The following is a 17,085-nucleotide window of genomic DNA, read 5'->3' as shown; positions in this document are numbered from 1 at the left end:
GCCGGTCGGCCCACCGGGCCTCGGCGCGGCGGTCGTGCTGGGAGCGGTGTACCCCGGCCGGCACCTATATGCCAGTGAACGTACGTGTAGTGGCCGTGACGTAGACGATGGCGTACTCGCAGGTGGTCTCGGCAGCCTCGATGCCGCCGTCGACGGTGTTGGTCGTGGTGACGTGGGCGAGTTACGGGGCCGCCTCGCTCGGGGTGGGGGAGTGCTCCTCCCAGTTGGCGTAGGTGAAGCGGCTGGTGGTCTGGGCGGGCTTCGAGGTCCTCACGACGAGGCGGTGGGAAGTGCCCTGAAGCAGGTTCCCTGCGGCGTAGCAGGCGTCGATAGACTGCGGGCCGTCGGCGACGGCGTCGCCGACGGATGCCCTCGTGAGCAGGCGAAAATTCGGGTGAGATTGGCGCGACGATGCGAAACACTCGCGCCGACCGATGAGTTCTGCCAGGCATGCCGGTCTCTTCCCACAATCACCCCCACGTTCGTGCCGCCGGCCCCTGGCTGAGGGGCGACTGTGACCAGGAACCCCAGCGAGGTGCTGCCATGTCAGCTGCAATTCAAGAACGACCGGCCGTGCAGGCGGGCCGCATACCGACCGTGGTGCGGCTGCTGGTGCTGGCCACTTTCGTGGTGATCCTGAACGAGACGATCTTGATCAACGCCATCCCGCGGTTGATGGAGTCGTTGCGCATCACCCAGCAGTCGGCGCAGTGGGTATCCACCGCGTTCATGCTGACCATGGCCGCCGTGATTCCGATCACCGGCTGGTTCCTGCAGCGGGTCACCACCCGCCAGGCTTATGCCATCGCGATGGGCGTGTTCCTCGCGGGTACCGCGCTGTCAGCCGTCGCGCCGTCCTTCGAGGTGCTGCTGCTGGGGCGGATCGTGCAGGCCGCAGGTACAGCCGTGATGATGCCCCTGCTGATGACCACGTTGATGATCGTGGTGCCCGAGCATGACCGCGGCCGGGTGATGGGCAACGTCACCCTGGCGATCTCGGTGGCGCCCGCGCTCGGACCTGCCGTGTCCGGGCTGATCCTGCAGGTCGGCTCCTGGCGCATGCTGTTCGTGGCCGTCCTGCCCATCGCGGCTTTGGTGACCCTGTTCGGGCTGCGCAAGGTCGACAACATCAGCGAGCCGCAGGTGAGCTCCATCGACTGGCTCAGCGTCTCCGTGGCGGCGCTCGGCTTCGGCGGCCTGGTGTACGGCCTGAGCCTTCTCGGCGAAACCGACGGCAGGGCCGGGATCGGCATCGGCATTGTCATCGCCGGGGTCGCGGCAATCGCGGTTTTCGTCATCCGCCAGCTCAAGCTGCAACGCACCGGCGTGCCTCTGATGGACCTGCGAATCCTCGGGCATCGCACCTACGGCCTTTCCCTGGCCCTCATATCCATCGGTTTCCTGGCGATGCTCGGGTCGATGATCCTTCTGCCGCTGTTCCTGCAGAACATGCGCGGGCTCAGCCCGCTGGAGACCGGCTTGCTGGTCATGCCGGGCGGTCTGGCCATGGGACTGCTTGGACCGACGGTTGGAAAGATATTCGACCGGTTTGGCAGTCGGCCGCTGGTACTGCCCGGCTCGATCGGCATGGTGCTCGCCCTCGGCGGTTTCACCCAGGTCTCGATGACGATGCCCTACTGGCAAGTGCTAGGACTGCACGCGCTGCTGATGGTGAGCCTGGCGGCGACGTTCACCCCCGTCTTCACCCTTGGCATGGGCGCGCTTCCCCCGCACCTGTACTCGCACGGCAGCTCGATGCTCGGGACGTTGCAGCAAGTCGCCGCAGCGCTCGGGACCGCGCTTGTGGTGACCGTGATGTCCGCGCGCACCGGTCACCTGGTCGCCGACGGCGTCCCCGTCGTGCCCGCAGAGCTGAGCGGGATGAAGCTGGCCTTTGGCATCGCCGCCGCTCTCACCTTGGCGACGATCGCCGTTGCCGCGAAACTGCCGCGCCGAATCGCGGCCGCTGACGCCCAACACGGCAGCGCCGCGGACCAGCCCACCGGATCATGAGGGCTGGGTGGAGCCCGGACCACCTGAGCTGCGGAAACCACAGCTCAGGCCGTGGCGAACCGGCCAAACAGTTCGTGGCCTCGCCCTGAACCTGGCCGGACTGTGCACTTGGCCTTGTCCCGGACCTGCGCACACCGGAGACATTTTGTGAGACAGGCGCGCGATCTCACAAGACGGCACATCGAACAACCTGGCAGACCAAATCAGCTGAGGCTACGAGCGAAGCGGACCAGTTCATGTGAGACCGGGGCCAGATCGACTGAGACGGGACACACCGGGCTGTGACGACAAACCGCCACCGGTTGTCCCGTCTCAGCGAAGTTTGGCCTGTCACCGAAGATTGATCAGCGCCGGCAACACGTCACGGTAGCGATCAGTGGCATGGCGGTCACGGCCCACCTCCGCCTGCGCGGAGAGCACGTCGAGATTCCCGAGGAAGCGCAGGCCGGCGCCGGTTCACCTCCGCTGGCGCGGAGAGCACCCTTCGCGATCTGCAACGTTAGGAGCGGTTTGCGCTTTATTAGCTCAAGCAGCAACGGCTACGCACAGACTCGAATCTACCCGGGCAAGCACACTTCCGAGTGCGTCCCCATTGAGCGAAGAGGACGCTTAGAGCGCTCGCAGCGCGTTGCCGAGGTCCGGACCGTAGCTGGCCCAGCATTGGATGTCCCCGACGTCGGAGACCAGGTCGCCGAGGTACCAGTCGCCGTCGTCGGCCTGGACAGCGCAGATCCCGTCCAGGTTGATCGCGCAGCCGGCCTGGAGGGGTGTTCCGTTGTGGGTGACGGTGCCGAGGACGGTGAGCAGGTCGGCTTGCGGGCAGCCGGTGAGGCGCTGGACGTCCGCCAAGGTCCAGGGCTCGGGCAGGTGCTCGTCGCGGTGCTCGGCGGCGGGGAGAAGTTCGACCACGGCATGGCCGAGCTGGGGCCGGATCCACTCGCCGTTGCGTTCGATGCCGAGTACGCCTCCGAGGAAGGCCATCTCGCGGGTCCCGGCGGGGGTCTCCCAGCGAAACGGGACACGGGAGACGTGGGAGGGGAAGTCCTCCTCGGGGGTGGTGCCCGCACCGAACGACTGCTTGGGACATGGTCCGTTGTCGGTGTACCGGTGGGCGAAGAAGGCAGTGATCCATCCCGTGACCCGGTCGCCGCCGGAGTCCGACTCCCACTTGTAGAGCGAGCGCCAGAAGTGGTGGTCGACACCCCACCCTGAGGTTGTCGCGCAGATCGCGTCCAGCACCGGGTGCAGGGCGGTGAACCACGGCCGCAGGCCTTCGAACCACCCCTCCAGCTCCCGCACCCGCGCCGCCAGCAGGCGCCAGTCCCGATCCGTGCCCTCCAACCGGATCCGGGGAATGCCGCAGAGCGTCTGCCACCGAAAGCGGTAGTACGGGCTGACCACATCCATCAGCGCCACCAGCGCGGCCGTGGCGTCGGTGGGGGTGGTGGTCGAGAAGGCAGGCTGGAACAGGTCGGCCACCTCGTCGCCGATCCGGCCACGCAGGGGCTGTTGGACCAGGTTGATCGAGTGCTCCCAGTCCCGCGGGGCCAGGTCGTCGCGGATGGCGATGGTCTGCTGATGCCCAGGCGTGTCAGTGAAGACTCCCTCGTACGACCTGGAGTTCAGTCGGACGTGCACGGCCACCTCGTGCACGACGGCGTACCAGAGCAGATCGGGCGAGAGGCTCAGCGGAAGGTGGGCCGTGAAGCAGAGGTGGACGGCGCGCAGAAGGAGGCTGGAGGTGGGCTCGTCGCTCTCCGGTGCGCCAGTGGACCAGCCGACGAGGCGGACGGTGCTGCGGTGGTGGAAGTGGGCCTGGTCGCGGAGCACCGCCCGCAGGAAGCGCCCGTTGCCGAGTTCGGTGAGTTCGGCGGCGAGCCGCGCTGCATCGGCGTCTTCGCCTAGCGGCAGGTCTATCTCGAAAGCCATCCGCACCCCCAGGAACAGTGATCGAACCTCGATCCTAGAAGCGGCATGAAGATCGTAGGCTCTGGCCCACCCGTCGTGTGACCGGGCAACCGGTAACAGGGCGTTCTGTCAGCTGGCCACATCACCCGGACTCACCATGGCCTGCACAGAGAGCACCCCGACCCCAAGGATCGGTCCAAGGCCAAGGCCAAGGCCAAGGCCAAGGCCAAGGGCCGTTTACCTCCGCCTGCGCGGAGAGCACCCGAGGCCCAGTCGGTGGGCACCACCACGAGCGCCGGGGTGAGCCCGCTCAGGTCGTCCGCGTACAGTTCCGCGTCGCGGTGCTCGGCGCCGCCCCCGAACGCTTCCCCACCCTGGCCCACTTCGCCCGCGACATGCGCCCCCTCGGAGCAGACCGCCGCGCCGCACTCGAAGAAACCCTCGCCGCCCAACTCGCCCACATCGAGGTCCAGATCCTCTGACGTGCCGGATCGCGAGTGCGATGCGGTCGGTCGCGCCACTGCCGCAGGTCGATCCAGCCGCTCGCAGCGCCGGAGGTAGGGCTGCGCCAGCAGGTTCTCGCCCGCCAGGGGCAACAGATCGAACGCGAAAACGCGCAGGTTCCTGGATTCTGAGCCTCGAACACGCTGGAACCTGTGTGTACTGTCCAGCAAAGGCGTCCCGGGCGTCCGGTTCACCCAATGCACCATGGGGGCGGCTCCGTTCAGGAGGTGCCGGCTCCCACCTTTGCCGCCGCGGCCAGGTAGGCCACCACCAAGGGCCGCTCGTCGTCCCGGCGGGCGGCTACCGCCAGATGGGATGGGGAGATGCCCCGGACTGGCACGGCGATCACCTCGTCCCGGACGACCAGCGGGGCGTTGCCGGTGGCCAGAAGTACCACGCCCTGGCCGTTGGCGACCGCCTCGTGGGTCTCCTCGGCGCTGCCCACCACCCCGCCTATCCGCGGCGCGCGACCGTCCCGGGCGTCCAGGGCCAGCCAGTAGTCCCGCAGCGGAGCAGCCTCGGAGGGGAGGGCGAGGAACGGCTCGTCGAGGAGATCGGTGAAGTCCACCGCCCCCTCGCTATCGGCTGCGGCCCGCGCCGCCAGGGGGTGCCCCTGCGGCAGTGCCACAAGGCGTGGCTCCTGGGCCACCACCGCATACCGGTAGCGGTCGCCGTCCGGCAGCGGCAGCCAGACGAAGGCGACATCGCTGGACCCCTCCGCCAACCCGGCACTGGGGTCAGCCCAGTTGACCTGCCGCAGGACGGGCCGTGCGTGCGGATACCGGGAGACCAGCCGGGTTCGCAAGGCGGGCAGCAGCCCGCGGCTCGGGCTGGTGGACATGCCAATCACCAGGGTGTGCAGCTCGGCGGCCCTTGCCTGCTCCACCGCCGCCTCGGCGGCCTCCCATGCGGTCAGCATCCCGCGAGCGTGCGGCAGCAGGGCTTCCCCCACCACGGTCAACCGCACCACTCGCCGGTCCCGGTGGAACAGACGCGCGCCGAGCTGCTTCTCCAGCATCCGTATCTGCTTGCTGAGCGCGGGCTGAGAGACGAACAGCCGCTCGGCGGCCCGTGTGAAGTTCAACTCCTCGGCGACTGCGGCGAAGTAGCGCAGATCGCGTCCATGGACATCCATAACTGATAGCTATCACAACAGGTCTTGGACGTGGTCCCGGATCCCGGCGAAGGATGGGAGCTGTCAGCGGGCGGGTCCCGAACGGCAGTTGATTACGGGAGACGAAGAGATGACCGAAAACGGCAAGGTATGGCTGGTCACCGGTGCGAGCAGCGGTTTCGGGCGGGCCATCGCCGAGGCCGCGGTCGCCGCCGGTGACACGGTGGTCGGCACGGCCCGACGGACCGAGGTGCTGGCCGACCTGGTCGCCGCACACCCCGACCGCGTGGAGGCGATCGGCCTGGACGTTACCGACGGCGGGCAGATCGACGTGGTGGCCGCTGACGTCCTGGCTCGCTACGGCCGGGTGGACGTGCTGGTGAACAACGCCGGGCGCACGCAGGTCGGGGCATTCGAGGAGACCACCGACCGGGAGCTGCGCGACCTGTTCGAGCTGCACGTGTTCGGCCCGGCGCGGCTGACCCGGGCGCTGCTTCCGCAGATGCGGGAGCGGGGCAGCGGATCGATCGTGAACATCAGCAGTTTCGGCGGACAGCTGTCCTTCGCCGGGTTCTCCGCGTACAGCGCGACCAAGGCGGCGCTGGAGCAGCTGTCGGAGGGCCTGGCCGACGAAGTGGCGCCGTTCGGCATCAAGGTGCTGATCGTGGAACCCGGCGCCTTCCGCACCAACCTGTTCGGCAAGGGCGCGGCCTACTTCTCCCAGGAGCACCCGGCGTACGCGGAGAAGGTCGGCGCCACCCGGAAGCTGCTGCAGGATGGCGACGGCACCCAGCCCGGGGACCCGGTGAAGGCCGCGGCGGCGATCCGGCTGGCCCTGGACGCCGAGAAAACCCCGCTGCGGCTCGCCCTCGGCGGCGACGCGGTGGACTTCCTCGTCGGGCACCTGGACTCGGTGCGGGCCGAGCTCGCCGTGTGGGAGAAGGTCTCTCGAGGGACGGACCTCGACACTCAGTGACGGTCCAGGGCGGCGCGGGACCTGTCAGCGCAGGCAGAACCCGTTCCTCTGCGGTCCTGGCATCGACAACGCCACCCGGATCACGGACGCCCAGGTCAACGCCGTCTCGCTGGCGGGCCGTCGGGCGAATCCGCACGCGTCTCTGCCCGCCGCAGGTCGGCGGCATCCAGGTAGGGCCGAAGGCGAGGAGGTCGGGGAAATCGCCCGAGCGACCCTGGCCGTTTGGATGATCACCTCGGTGGTGATGACGGCTACTTGGGGTGACGGCAGCAAGGACCTGCCCGCACAGGCAGCCGGCTGTCAGGAACGTACCGCTACGCCGGGCGGCGGAGCTCTCGCCGCCCGGCGTCCGCTCACTTCACCGCGCCAGGGTGCTCCCGCTACCAGCGGGCCTGTCAGTGGTCGCCCCTGACCTCCCCTCTCGATTGCACACCTTCAAGAAGGCCTCAGGAGTTCCCTCATGAAATCCTTACTCAAGTCCTCCGCTGCCTCCGGCGCCGCAGCCGATGCGCCGGAGGCGGCCCGTGGTAGATCCACCGTGGTGCTCGGTGCCGCCCTGCTGGGCTTCTTCCTCATCTCGCTGGACGCGTTGATCGTCACCGTCGCACTGCCCGACATCGGCCGCAGCCTCGGCGGCGGCATGTCCGGCCTGCAGTGGGTGGTGGACGGCTACACGCTGATATTCGCCGCCCTGATGCTCTCCGCAGGCGCCCTCTCCGACCGTATCGGGGCCCGGCAGGCGTACGGCGGCGGCCTGGTGCTCTTCGCGCTGGCCTCGGCCGCGTGCGGGCTCGCACCCGGGCTCGGCGTACTGGTGGCGGCGCGACTGGTGCAGGGGGGTGCGGCGGCGGTGATGATGCCGGCGTCCCTCGCCCTGGTCCGGCAGGGCTTTCCGGACCAGGCGAAGCGGGCTCGGGCCATCGCCATCTGGACCGTGGGCGGCGCGGTCGCGGTGGCGGCCGGGCCGGTGGTCGGCGGGGCGCTCACCGCTTCCGTGGGCTGGCGGTGGATCTTCTTCGTCAATCTCCCGGCGGGCCTGCTGGCGCTCGCCCTGCTCGCGCGCGTGCCGGTCTCCCCGCGGCTGCCCGCACGGCTGGACCTGGTCGGGCAGGTGACGGCGGTGGTCGCGATGGGCGCGCTGACGTACGGCGTGATCGAGGGCGGCGACAAGGGCTTCGGCCGGCCACCCGTGGTGGTATCGCTGCTGGTGGCCGCGGCCGCGGCAGCTGCCTTCCTCGCCGCGCAGGCGAAGGGCTCGCACCCGATGCTCCCGCTGCTGCTGTTCCGCTCGCGGGTGGTGGCGGTGTCCTTGATGGTCGGCTTCATGCTCAATGCCGCCTACTACGGCGGGGTGTTCATCTTCAGCCTGTATCTGCAGCAGGAGCGCGGGCAGTCCGCGCTGCACGCGGGCCTGATGTTCATTCCGATGACGGCACTGGTCGCAGTGGTGAACCTGGCCTCGGCCAAGCTGGCCGGACTGTTCGGCCCGCGGGTGCCGATGGTCGCGGGACAACTGCTCGGGACCGCCGGCCTGCTGGCGCTGCTCACAGTCGGCGCGCACACCAACGTGTGGGTGGTGGCGGCGCTGATGGTGCCGGTCGGTCTCGGCGGGGCGCTGACGGTGCCGGCGCTGACCGCGATGCTGCTCGACGCCGTGCCCGCGGACCGGGCAGGCACCGCGGCCGCGGTGCTCAACACTGGCCGCCAGGTCGGCGGGGCGATCGCGGTGGCGGTCTTCGGGGCGCTGCTGGCGGGGGCGGACACGTTCCTGGCCGGGATGCGGTGGAGCATGCTGATCGCGGCGGCCGGGCTCGTACTGACGGCCGGCGCGACGCTCACGCTGCCGCGGGATGGGCGCCGGGACGAGGAGGCGTGAGGCTTGTTGCGGGCCTGGGTTCCGGGACGCGGGAGTGACTGGTCTGGATGTCGCCTGACGGCGCAGCAGGAATGGATGCACCAGCCCAACGGACAACCGGCTACGACGGTCACGCCCGGGCGTTGGCGGAAGCGCTGCTCGAGCTCAAGCGCGTGCTCGGCCCTGCGCTCGCCGGCAAACGGGCGCAGCACGCACCGCACCCGCCGTGATCGTCCCGCCGAGCCGGAACCTGTCGCGTCCGTGGCGTTGGCTGATGACGAACGCCTTGGTGGCCGCAGTGCCGGACGACGGCTGGCAGATCCGGAGCCAGCGCCGCCAGGACCTCGACGGCCTCGGTCACGTACCGGTAGACCGTGGCGATCCCGACGCCGAAGCCAACGGCGAGCCGGGCGTAGGTGTCCCCAGCGCAGATGTGCCAGCACCAGCAGCGCCTGGCCTCCTGCGGGCAGTCGCCTCCACCGCGCGCCTGCGCACGATGCCGTGCGGCCGGCTAGCGGGTGAGGAAGCGCGGGGTCGAGGTGGACAGATCGATCCTCGATGGGTAGACGAGCACGCGAGGGCTCCTGGCTGGACAGCTGATCTCGACAATCATCCGTCTACCAGGAGCTTCTCCACATGGACACCGCCTCTGACCCAACTCCCGCCGCATACAGTCAGGTTGAGGTCACTTTCCGTTTCCGGGGCCCAAAGTGGGCTCGCTCTGCTGATCAGCCGTCTGTGGCGGGCGAGGCTGGGCCGTGCTCGGCCTACGTGGCTCCGCGGGACGCGGCAACCGCGAGGTCGTCGCGGGTCGAACGCCGTACCCTCGCCGATCGCAGCCCCAGGAACACCAGCAGCCCGAAGGGCGACAGCAGGATCGTGAAGGCGAGCAGGGGCCCCATCAGCAGAGCGGGGATCCTGAGCCGTCTGGCCTCCCGGTACATCCACTGCCCGATGAGGAGATCCCAGGCAATGACCTGCGACCAGATGGCTCCCGCGCCGTCCTCGAGTGCCGTCAGCTCGCGGAAGGTGCCGAGGTCCGGGCTGCTGACCGCGGTCCAGAGTTCGGGGAACACCGGGACAGCGAGCGCGAGATAGACGAGCAGTACGGGCACCACGGTCACCGGTGACCCGGCGATGCGGGCGGTCGGGCCCCACGCGGGGGCAAAGATTATGAGCAGCCAGACGGGTGCGGCCAGCCAGAAGGAGAGCTCGAAGAGGAATCCGGTCATGACACGAGCTCCTTCGAGGCACTGACGTCTTCAGCAGTTGTCTTGCCCGCAAGGGGAGTCGGAACCCGCAGGGACCCGTACGCCCCGAGAATGACGGCCACCAGGATCAGGCCGGCCACCGTCAGCGTCACGCCGTCCGGCTGGATCAGCGGCTGACCCCGCAGCGCCTGCCAGAGGACCAGAGCGAAGGCGGCGGCGTACACGCCCGAGGCGAGCAGCACCAGGCGCAGCCGTACCCGGTCGTCGGCAAGGCGGGCGAAGCGCGGTGCGAGGGCGGTCAGCACCATGACCAGCAGCGGCAGGAGCTGCAGTGCATGCATACCGACGAAGTGCGGGATCCGCAGATCTCCGCCGGTCGTCGACCAGCCGGTCAGCGGCATGGAGGGACCGCCGTCCGGCACGCCCACGCTGTGCGCGCCGACCACCTTGGAGACGCCGCGCCGCTGCCCCGGCGCGGGCTGTGACATCAGGAATCCGACGGCAGCCCCGGCCAGCGCCAGAACGATGCCCGAGCGCATCGCCCAGGCGGACGCACGGTCGGCGATTCGGGCGCGGAGCAACAGCACGGCGACGGCGAGCGTGCCGAGCCACAGGATGACGACCGTGACGGCCATCGTGTTGAACAGCGCCTCGTCGAAGGGCGTTTCGTGATTGAAGTGGCTGCGCTTCCCGCGCATCGCCTGCCCGGCGATGATCACCATCTCGACGAGGCTGGCCAGCGCGACGACCGTCCCGGCCCACCAGCCCACGCGTCGACCTCGGGGGAGAAGCGAAAGCATCCAGGCCAGGGAGAGGCAGTACGCCACGAAGGAGACCGAGAACTTGAACGGCTTGAACCAGATCGGCGCGCCCACCAGCACGCGGTCGTCGGCTACGAGCCCCACGGCCGATACGACCGCCATCACCACCATGGCCGCCGAGAACAGCACCAGCGGCCGATGCCACGACCGCCATGGAGCCGAAGGCCACCACGACGGCACAGACCACGAAGACGGAAGTAACGAAGACATGGATACCCCCCTTATGGATAGCAGTGCTATCTGCTATCTGATAGCCCAACTATCTATGATGGAGGCGAAGCTGGCAAGGGCCGGCGAGGTGAGCAGGGCGAAGGCCAAGGAGTGAACCCGCAGTGCGAATCGCAGAGTTGAGCCGAACAACCGGAGTGCCGGTACCGACGATCAAGTACTACATCCGTGAAGGGCTGCTGCCTCCGGGTGAGCTGACCAGCCCGAATCAAGCGACCTACGGCGAGGCGCACGAGCGCCGGCTGCGGCTCATCCGCGCCCTGCTCGATGTGGGCGGCATGAAGGTGGTCGAAATCGCGGACGTACTGACCGCCATCGACGATCCGGCGCGTCCGCTGCACAAAGTGCTCGGTGCCGCCGCGGACCGACTCGGCAACGCAAGCATCGAGCACGACGACACCGAGTCGGCGGCCGCGCATGCCGTCGTCGTCGACCTCGTCTCCCGACGTGGCTGGCGGACGCACGAGTCGGACCCCGCCGCAGCCGACCTGTCCAAGGCCCTTGCCTCCATGGCCCGGTTGGGGCACGGGGCGTTCGTCGAGGTACTCGACGACTACGCCGACGCCGCCGAGCAGGTCGCCCGCGCCGACCTCGGGTACGTGGACCGACGGGTGTCGGTCGAGGACATGGTGGAGAGTGTGGTGATCGGAACCGTACTGGGTGAGGCGGTGTTCAACGCGCTGCGCAGGCTGGCCCATGTGGACGCCTCGGCGAAGCTGTACGGCACGGATGGGCCGCCGGAGCAGAAGAAGAGCTGACCCAGCGCAAGTTGGAAAAGGACCGTGCCCGGGACCCCGATGCCGCCGCCTCGTTCCTTGCAAGTGTCGTATTCGGGCCGGGCCGGCATTCCTCGTCGTAGCCGGGATGCGTCGCGATCTTGTAGAGGGCTTTGATGCTGCTGCAGCCGATCGTGAACAGGTGCGGCGTGGCCTGGCTTCCGCGGTTTTCCAGGCACTCTCCCACCGCAGCCTCACTCGCCAATTTCGGGCTGGCTTTGTGCACGAGAACCGACAGCACCTGTACACGAGATTGGGAGGCGTCGGCGGCGCGTCGGGTTCGATGTTCACGAGAAACGACAGCACCCCCAGCGCGCCCCGTTGCCACAGGGCTTCACCTCGGGAAGCCGAGATGAGGCCCAAGTAGCTTTGCGTGTTCGGCTCTGTGACATCCGGCCACGGAGCCTCCGTAAAAACCCGTTGCCGGGCCGCGGCGGCCACTGCTAGCTTTCCGGCGGCCGTGCGAGAGAACGAGGAGGTGGTACCCGTGAACGCTGTATCGACATGGGTGCTCCCCTCCGGGGTCACGGTCGGGCGATAGGTCGTCTGGGAGCGCCGTTCAAGAGCACTCCCGAAAGGCACGACCATGCAATTCACTTCCGAACAGCACCTCGACGACGGGGTCCTCGAACGCGAATTCACCCTCGGTGAGATCCCCGGCACCCTGTGGATGCCTGCATCCGCCGCACCGGCTCCGCTGATCCTGATGGCCCACAACAACGGCCTGCCCAAGGGAGAACCCCGGCTGGTGGCCCGGGCCCGGCTGTCCGCGGCGTACGGCTACGCGGTGGCCTCCATCGACGCCGCCGGGTGCGGTGACCGGCCCCGTTCCGCCGTCGATGAGCAGGCTCGCGCCGACCTCCGCCGGGCGATGGCGGCCGGCGAGCCGGTCGATGAGATCTTCGAGTCCTTCATCGGCCCGCTGGTCGAAAAGGCGGTCCCGGAATGGCGGACCACTCTGGACGCCCTCCTTGCGCTGCCCGAGATCGGCGGGCCGGTCGGGTACTCGGGGTGGACCGCCCTCGGCATTCGGCTGGCGGTGGTCGAGCCGCGTATCGCGGCCGCCGGTTTCTTCGCCGGGGGTTACGTGCCCCGCGCCCAGCGCGAGGAGGCCCGGCAGGTCACCATCCCCCTGCTGCTCCTGCTGCAGTGGGACGACGAAGGGAACCCCCGGCAACGCGCCCTGGACCTGTTCGACGCCTTCGGCAGCAAGGAGAAGACGCTGCACGCCAATCTGGGCGGGCACCTCGGCACCCCGTGGTTCGAGCGGGAGGACGGGGACCGGTTCTTCGGCCGGCACCTGAAGTGAGGGCGGGCCGCCAGGCCGACAGCAGAGGGTAGACGGTATCGGCCAGGATGCCGCTCGTCGAGGACAGGTCCCGGCTCTCCTCAACTCTCTGCACGGCGGGCCTCTGCCAACCAGGCAGAGGCCCGCCGTGCCCTGAGCCATGAACCGTGCGATTTTGGCAGAGCTTCGAGTGCTGCCCCATCTCGTGTACAGGTGATGTCGGTCCTCGTGAATAAAGCCGGCGCCGCGGCTGGCCACCGCACCTCGCCGCGTTGTCGGAGTCGCTCACGTACTCCCCCCGGCCTGCGGGCCTGCGGGAGCCGCGGCCTGGTCCACGAAGATCGACAGGCGAGGTGGGAAACTGCTTTTGGATGGGCGGACGGCGTGTCCGGATCGCCGAGCTACCTCGTATGCGGTCACTCGCCGACGGATACAATGCGAACGTAAGTCTTGAGCGCTGTCACGCTGCTGGACCGCGCCCGGCACGCGGGTGGCCGGACCGTCCACGCGGCCGGGGCAGGGTCTCGTTACCACTGTCCAGCGCTGAAGGGCCGGGTCCGGTAGATGCCTTCGCATGGGCGACGACTTGCCTAAGGGAAAGGAATCGCCAGGCTTCGGTTGGCCGAGCGTGTGATGGACGCAGACGGGGTATCGGCCCGGCCGAGCGTCAGCCGGTGCCCACAGGAGAACCAAACGATGCTTCTAGGCCGGCGCGCCGAGCGTAAGGCGATCGAACGGCTACTCGCGGACGTGCGGTCGAGGCGCAGCGGCGTGCTGGTGGTGCGCGGTGAGGCCGGTATCGGTAAGACCGCGTTACTGGAGTATGCCCGTGGCGCCGCGTCGGGGTTCCGGGTGGAGCGTGCGGCCGGTGTGGAGTCCGAGATGGAGTTCGCGTTCGCGGGCCTGCACCAGTTATGTGCGCCGTTGTTGGACCGGCTGGGTGCGCTGCCCGAACCGCAGCAGGCCGCCTTGGGTGTGGCGTTCGGGCTGCGTGCCGGGGAGGACCCGCCGGACCGGTTCTTGGTCGGACTGGCCAGCTTGAGTCTGCTGGCCGAGGTCTCCGAGGAACGCCCGCTGCTGTGCTTGGTGGACGATGCGCAGTGGCTGGATGCGGCCTCCGCACAGACCCTTGCGTTCGTAGCGCGGCGGGTGGACGCCGAGCGGGTGGCGCTGGTGCTCGCGCTGCGCGACCACAGCCCCGACCCGAGCGACGCTCACCCCTTCGCTGGGCTGCTGGAGCTGGGCTTGGACGGGCTCGGTGAAGCGGATGCGCAGGCGTTGCTCGCCACCGGGGTCAGGACACCGCTGGATGAGCGGATACGTGACCGGATCATCGCCGAAGCGCGGGGCAACCCGCTAGCGCTGCTGGAGCTGCCTCGGGGCGCAGGGCCGGCGAAGCTGGCGGGTGGATTTGGGCTGCCGGATGCACTGAGCGTGCCGCGCAGGATCGAGGAGAGCTTCCAGCGCCGGTCACACAGCCTGCCGGCCGAGACGCAGTTGCTGCTGCTGGTCGGGGCGGCTGAGCCGCTCGGCGATACGGCGCTGCTGCGGGGTGCGGCCGAGTACCTGGGCATCGACGCCGAGGCAGCTGCACCGGCGAAGGCGGCGGAGTTGCTGGAGATCGGCGCCCGGGTGCGGTTCTTGCATCCGCTGGTGCGCTCGGCGGTCTACCGTGCCGCCGCACCGTCTGACCGGCGGCGCGTGCACCACGCACTGGCTGCGGCGACGGACCCGCAGGCCGACCCCGACCACCGCGCCTGGCACCGCGCGCAGGCCACGCTCGGGGCCGACGAGACGATCGCGGTGGAGCTGGAGCGCTTGGCCGGCCGGGCATGGGCCCGCGGCGGGCCGGCCGCCGCGGCCGCGTTCTTGGAACAAGCGGTGGTGCTGACCCCCGAACCCGCCGACCGTGCACGCCGGGCGCTGGCCGCCGCACACGCCACGCACCAGGCCGGCGCGCCCGAAGCCGCCTTGGAGCTGCTGACGGTTGCGGCGGCCGTACCGCTGGATCCGATGGGACGCGCCCGGGTGGAGCTGCTGCGCGCCCAGATCGCGTTCGATACCACCCGGGGCAGCAACGTGCCCGGGATGCTGCTGGACGCGGCCAAGACGCTCGTCCCGCTGGATGTCGCGATGGCCCGCCAGACCTACCTGCAGGCACTCGAGGCGGCCGTCGTCGCTGATTCCTTCGGCCGCGGTCGCAGGGTGCTGGAGGTGGCCCAAGCCGCCCAGACCGCGCCCGCAACGCCACACTCGCCAGGGGTGGTAGACCTACTGCTCGACGGGCTGGTGACCAGGTCCACGCAGGGATACGAGGCGAGCGTGCCCAGCCTGCGGCGGGCACTGGGGGCGCTCGGCAACCACGATCGCGATCCCCGCACCGCGGCAGCGGACGACAGCCGCCGCTGGCTGTGGCTGGGCAGCCGCGTCGCGGTGGCGCTGTTCGACGACGAGACGGTGTATGAGCTGGCCGGCCGCCGCGTCCGGCTCGCCCGCGAAGCCGGCGCACTGTCCGAGCTGCCCGCCGCGCTTGACTATTTCGCCGTCGTGCTCGTACACACCGGCGAGCTCGCCCACGCCGCCGAGCTCGTCGCCGAGGCCACCGCGATCCAGCCGGCGACCGGCACAGTCACCGGGATCCTGCTCGCCGGCTGGCGCGGCCGGCAGGCCGAAACCTCCGAGCTGTACGCGGCCATGGTCCAGGACGCGACCCGGCGGGGCGAGGGCGCGGTGGTCACCGTGGCCCAGTACACGCTGGCCGTGCTACACAACGGCCTGGGCGCCTACCGCGCCGCGTTCGACGCCGCAGCAGGCCCGAGCGACTCCGACGAGCTGGAGCACAGCAACCTGGCCCTGCCCGAGCTCATCGAGGCGGCCGTCCGCGCCGGTGAACCAGCCTCGGCGGCCGCCGCGCTGGAGCTGCTCAGCTCGCGAACTCGCGCCAGCGGCACGCAGTGGGCGCTCGGTCTTGAGGCGCGCTCGCGAGCGCTGACCAGCACCGGGCCGGTCGCCGAGGCGCTGTATCGCGAGGCGATCGAGCGGTTTGGGTGCTGCCGGATGGTGACCCATCTCGCCCGCGCCCACCTGGTCTACGGCGAATGGCTGCGCCGCGAAGGCCGGCGTCAGGCCGCCCGCGAGCAACTCCGCACCGCCCACGAACTGCTGTCCGGCATGGGCGCAGAGGCATTCGCCGCCCGCGCCGCCCGTGAGCTGCGCGCCACCGGCGAGCGGCCACACAAGCCAACTGCCCGGCCGACCGATGCGCTTACCGCCCACGAGCTGCACATCGCGCGGCGGGTGGCCACCGGGGCCACCTCCAAGGAGGTCGGCGCGCAGCTGTTCTTGAGCCCGCGCACCATCGACGCGCACCTGCGCAACATCTTCCGCAAGCTGGGCATCACCTCCCGCCGCCAGCTCAGGGACATGCAGCTTCCCTGACCCCCGGGCCGCCGTGCGCCCGAGAGGTGCAGGCGATGTTCGCCTATACCTCCGGCCTCCCGACCGAGAGATATAGGCGATGTTCGCCGATGCGACCGCAGTGCGGCAGCGCCGAGGATGAACACGCGTCCGGGACAACCGCCCCGGAGTTCACCAAAACCATTCGGAGGAAGAAATGCGCAAGGAGTTCACCAAGGCAGCAGTCGTCCTGGCCGGTATCGCGGCGACCACCGCCATCGGCCTGGGGACGGCGCAGGCGGATACGGCTTCGGCGTCTGCCCGAACGACAGAGGCAAGTGCGGGTCCGGTGTCTGCCCTGGGGTACGCGGGTCACACCAAGACCTTCAAACAGTGCCAAGCTTTAGCGGTGGTGGTCATCATCGAGTCCCATGGGCTGTTTGACTCATACTCCTGCACTCCGGCCGTTGGGGGCGGGTATCGGCTGTACGTGTCCTGAACCGGCGGGAGAAAATGCCAGAAGCGGCGGCCTGCATACGCTTGCTGAGCAGGAAGGTTCCGCCAGGTCGAGGAGCTGATGCTCCAGCGCGGCGTGACCGTCGCCTACGGGACCGTGCGCCGCTGGTGTTTGAAGTTCGGCCAGGGACGTAAGGCCCAGGGCGCCGAGAGGATCGAGCAGTTCGGTGGCGGGAAGCACCTCTCCGGGAATCAGACTGGCCAACACGGCGGAGTTGAGTCGGTGTTCGTCTTCGTGGTGCTTCGTCCACGCCGCCGCAACGTACGCCAGACGTAACCAGCACCTCGGCTGACGCCGTTTCACCATGCAGGCGTGCACGGGGTCGGAGGCTGTTCACCCTCATGTGACGCTCGTGACCAGTGCAATCGTGGAGTACCACAACCTGGAGTACCACAACACGGACCACGAGATCGGCCGGCCGGAACCACGACAGTGGGAACGTGAGGGCGGAAGCGACATCCCGGTTCCGTCGCACAGG

11 protein-coding genes and 2 pseudogenes are annotated in these 17,085 nt (G+C 69.3%); 8 read left to right on the top strand and 5 right to left on the bottom strand.

What is annotated here, in order from left to right:
* Positions 1-543 precede the first annotated feature (543 nt).
* Positions 544-2,013 (top strand): MDR family MFS transporter, encoded by a 1,470-nt coding sequence (locus ACGFWI_RS37210; protein WP_393910503.1) that lies wholly within the window; start codon positions 544-546, stop codon positions 2,011-2,013.
* A gap of 609 nt (positions 2,014-2,622) precedes the next feature.
* Here ACGFWI_RS37210 and ACGFWI_RS37205 read toward each other — a convergent pair.
* Entirely contained in the window at positions 2,623-3,942 is a 1,320-nt protein-coding gene (locus ACGFWI_RS37205) for a DUF4419 domain-containing protein (RefSeq protein WP_393910502.1), read from the bottom strand.
* A gap of 305 nt (positions 3,943-4,247) precedes the next feature.
* Between ACGFWI_RS37205 and ACGFWI_RS37200 the strand changes: the two are divergent.
* Positions 4,248-4,403, top strand: a pseudogene (locus tag ACGFWI_RS37200) (TetR/AcrR family transcriptional regulator); the annotation flags it as partial.
* A 242-nt stretch (positions 4,404-4,645) separates the two neighbouring features.
* On the opposite strand, the gene ACGFWI_RS37195 reads toward ACGFWI_RS37200, so the two are convergent.
* Complete coding sequence (locus ACGFWI_RS37195) at positions 4,646-5,560, bottom strand: LysR substrate-binding domain-containing protein (protein ID WP_393910501.1); 915 nt, start codon at positions 5,558-5,560, stop codon at positions 4,646-4,648.
* 109 nt (positions 5,561-5,669) lie between these two features.
* On the opposite strand from ACGFWI_RS37195, the gene ACGFWI_RS37190 reads away from it, so the two are divergent.
* On the top strand, positions 5,670-6,515 hold the full coding sequence (locus ACGFWI_RS37190; RefSeq protein WP_393910500.1) for an oxidoreductase: 846 nt from the start codon (positions 5,670-5,672) through the stop codon (positions 6,513-6,515).
* Between the two features lie 460 nt (positions 6,516-6,975).
* The gene (locus tag ACGFWI_RS37185) at positions 6,976-8,391 is read left to right on the top strand and encodes an MFS transporter (RefSeq protein WP_393910499.1); all 1,416 of its coding nucleotides are present in this window, start codon (positions 6,976-6,978) and stop codon (positions 8,389-8,391) included.
* A 283-nt stretch (positions 8,392-8,674) separates the two neighbouring features.
* Here ACGFWI_RS37185 and ACGFWI_RS37180 read toward each other — a convergent pair.
* The 3 genes and pseudogenes from ACGFWI_RS37180 to ACGFWI_RS37170 form a co-directional block, all read right to left on the bottom strand.
* Positions 8,675-8,944 (bottom strand): annotated as a pseudogene (locus ACGFWI_RS37180) (transposase family protein); the annotation flags it as partial.
* A gap of 193 nt (positions 8,945-9,137) precedes the next feature.
* Positions 9,138-9,602, bottom strand: coding sequence for an ABA4-like family protein (locus ACGFWI_RS37175; protein WP_393910498.1), 465 nt, complete (start codon positions 9,600-9,602; stop codon positions 9,138-9,140).
* On the bottom strand, positions 9,599-10,513 hold the full coding sequence (locus ACGFWI_RS37170) for a hypothetical protein (protein WP_393910511.1): 915 nt from the start codon (positions 10,511-10,513) through the stop codon (positions 9,599-9,601). The genes ACGFWI_RS37175 and ACGFWI_RS37170 overlap by 4 nt, the downstream gene beginning before the upstream one ends.
* Before the next feature lie 221 nt (positions 10,514-10,734).
* Here ACGFWI_RS37170 and ACGFWI_RS37165 point away from each other — a divergent pair, with 221 nt between their 5' ends.
* From ACGFWI_RS37165 to ACGFWI_RS37150, 4 genes are all read left to right on the top strand, one after another.
* A complete protein-coding gene (locus ACGFWI_RS37165) occupies positions 10,735-11,388 on the top strand; it encodes a MerR family transcriptional regulator (protein ID WP_393910497.1) in 654 nt (217 codons plus the stop codon).
* Between the two features lie 604 nt (positions 11,389-11,992).
* Entirely contained in the window at positions 11,993-12,715 is a 723-nt protein-coding gene (locus ACGFWI_RS37160) for a dienelactone hydrolase family protein (protein ID WP_393910496.1), read from the top strand.
* A gap of 675 nt (positions 12,716-13,390) precedes the next feature.
* Entirely contained in the window at positions 13,391-16,132 is a 2,742-nt protein-coding gene (locus ACGFWI_RS37155) for an AAA family ATPase (protein WP_393910495.1), read from the top strand.
* 535 nt (positions 16,133-16,667) lie between these two features.
* Positions 16,668-16,883: a hypothetical protein gene (locus tag ACGFWI_RS37150; protein ID WP_393910494.1), complete on the top strand. Its 216-nt coding sequence runs from the start codon at positions 16,668-16,670 to the stop codon at positions 16,881-16,883.
* Positions 16,884-17,085 lie beyond the last annotated feature (202 nt).

Origin of the sequence: Streptomyces sp. NPDC048434 (genome assembly GCF_043200375.1) — a bacterium.
GTDB lineage: Bacteria > Actinomycetota > Actinomycetes > Streptomycetales > Streptomycetaceae > Streptomyces.
This window is presented reverse-complemented; position numbering and strand designations above follow the sequence as displayed.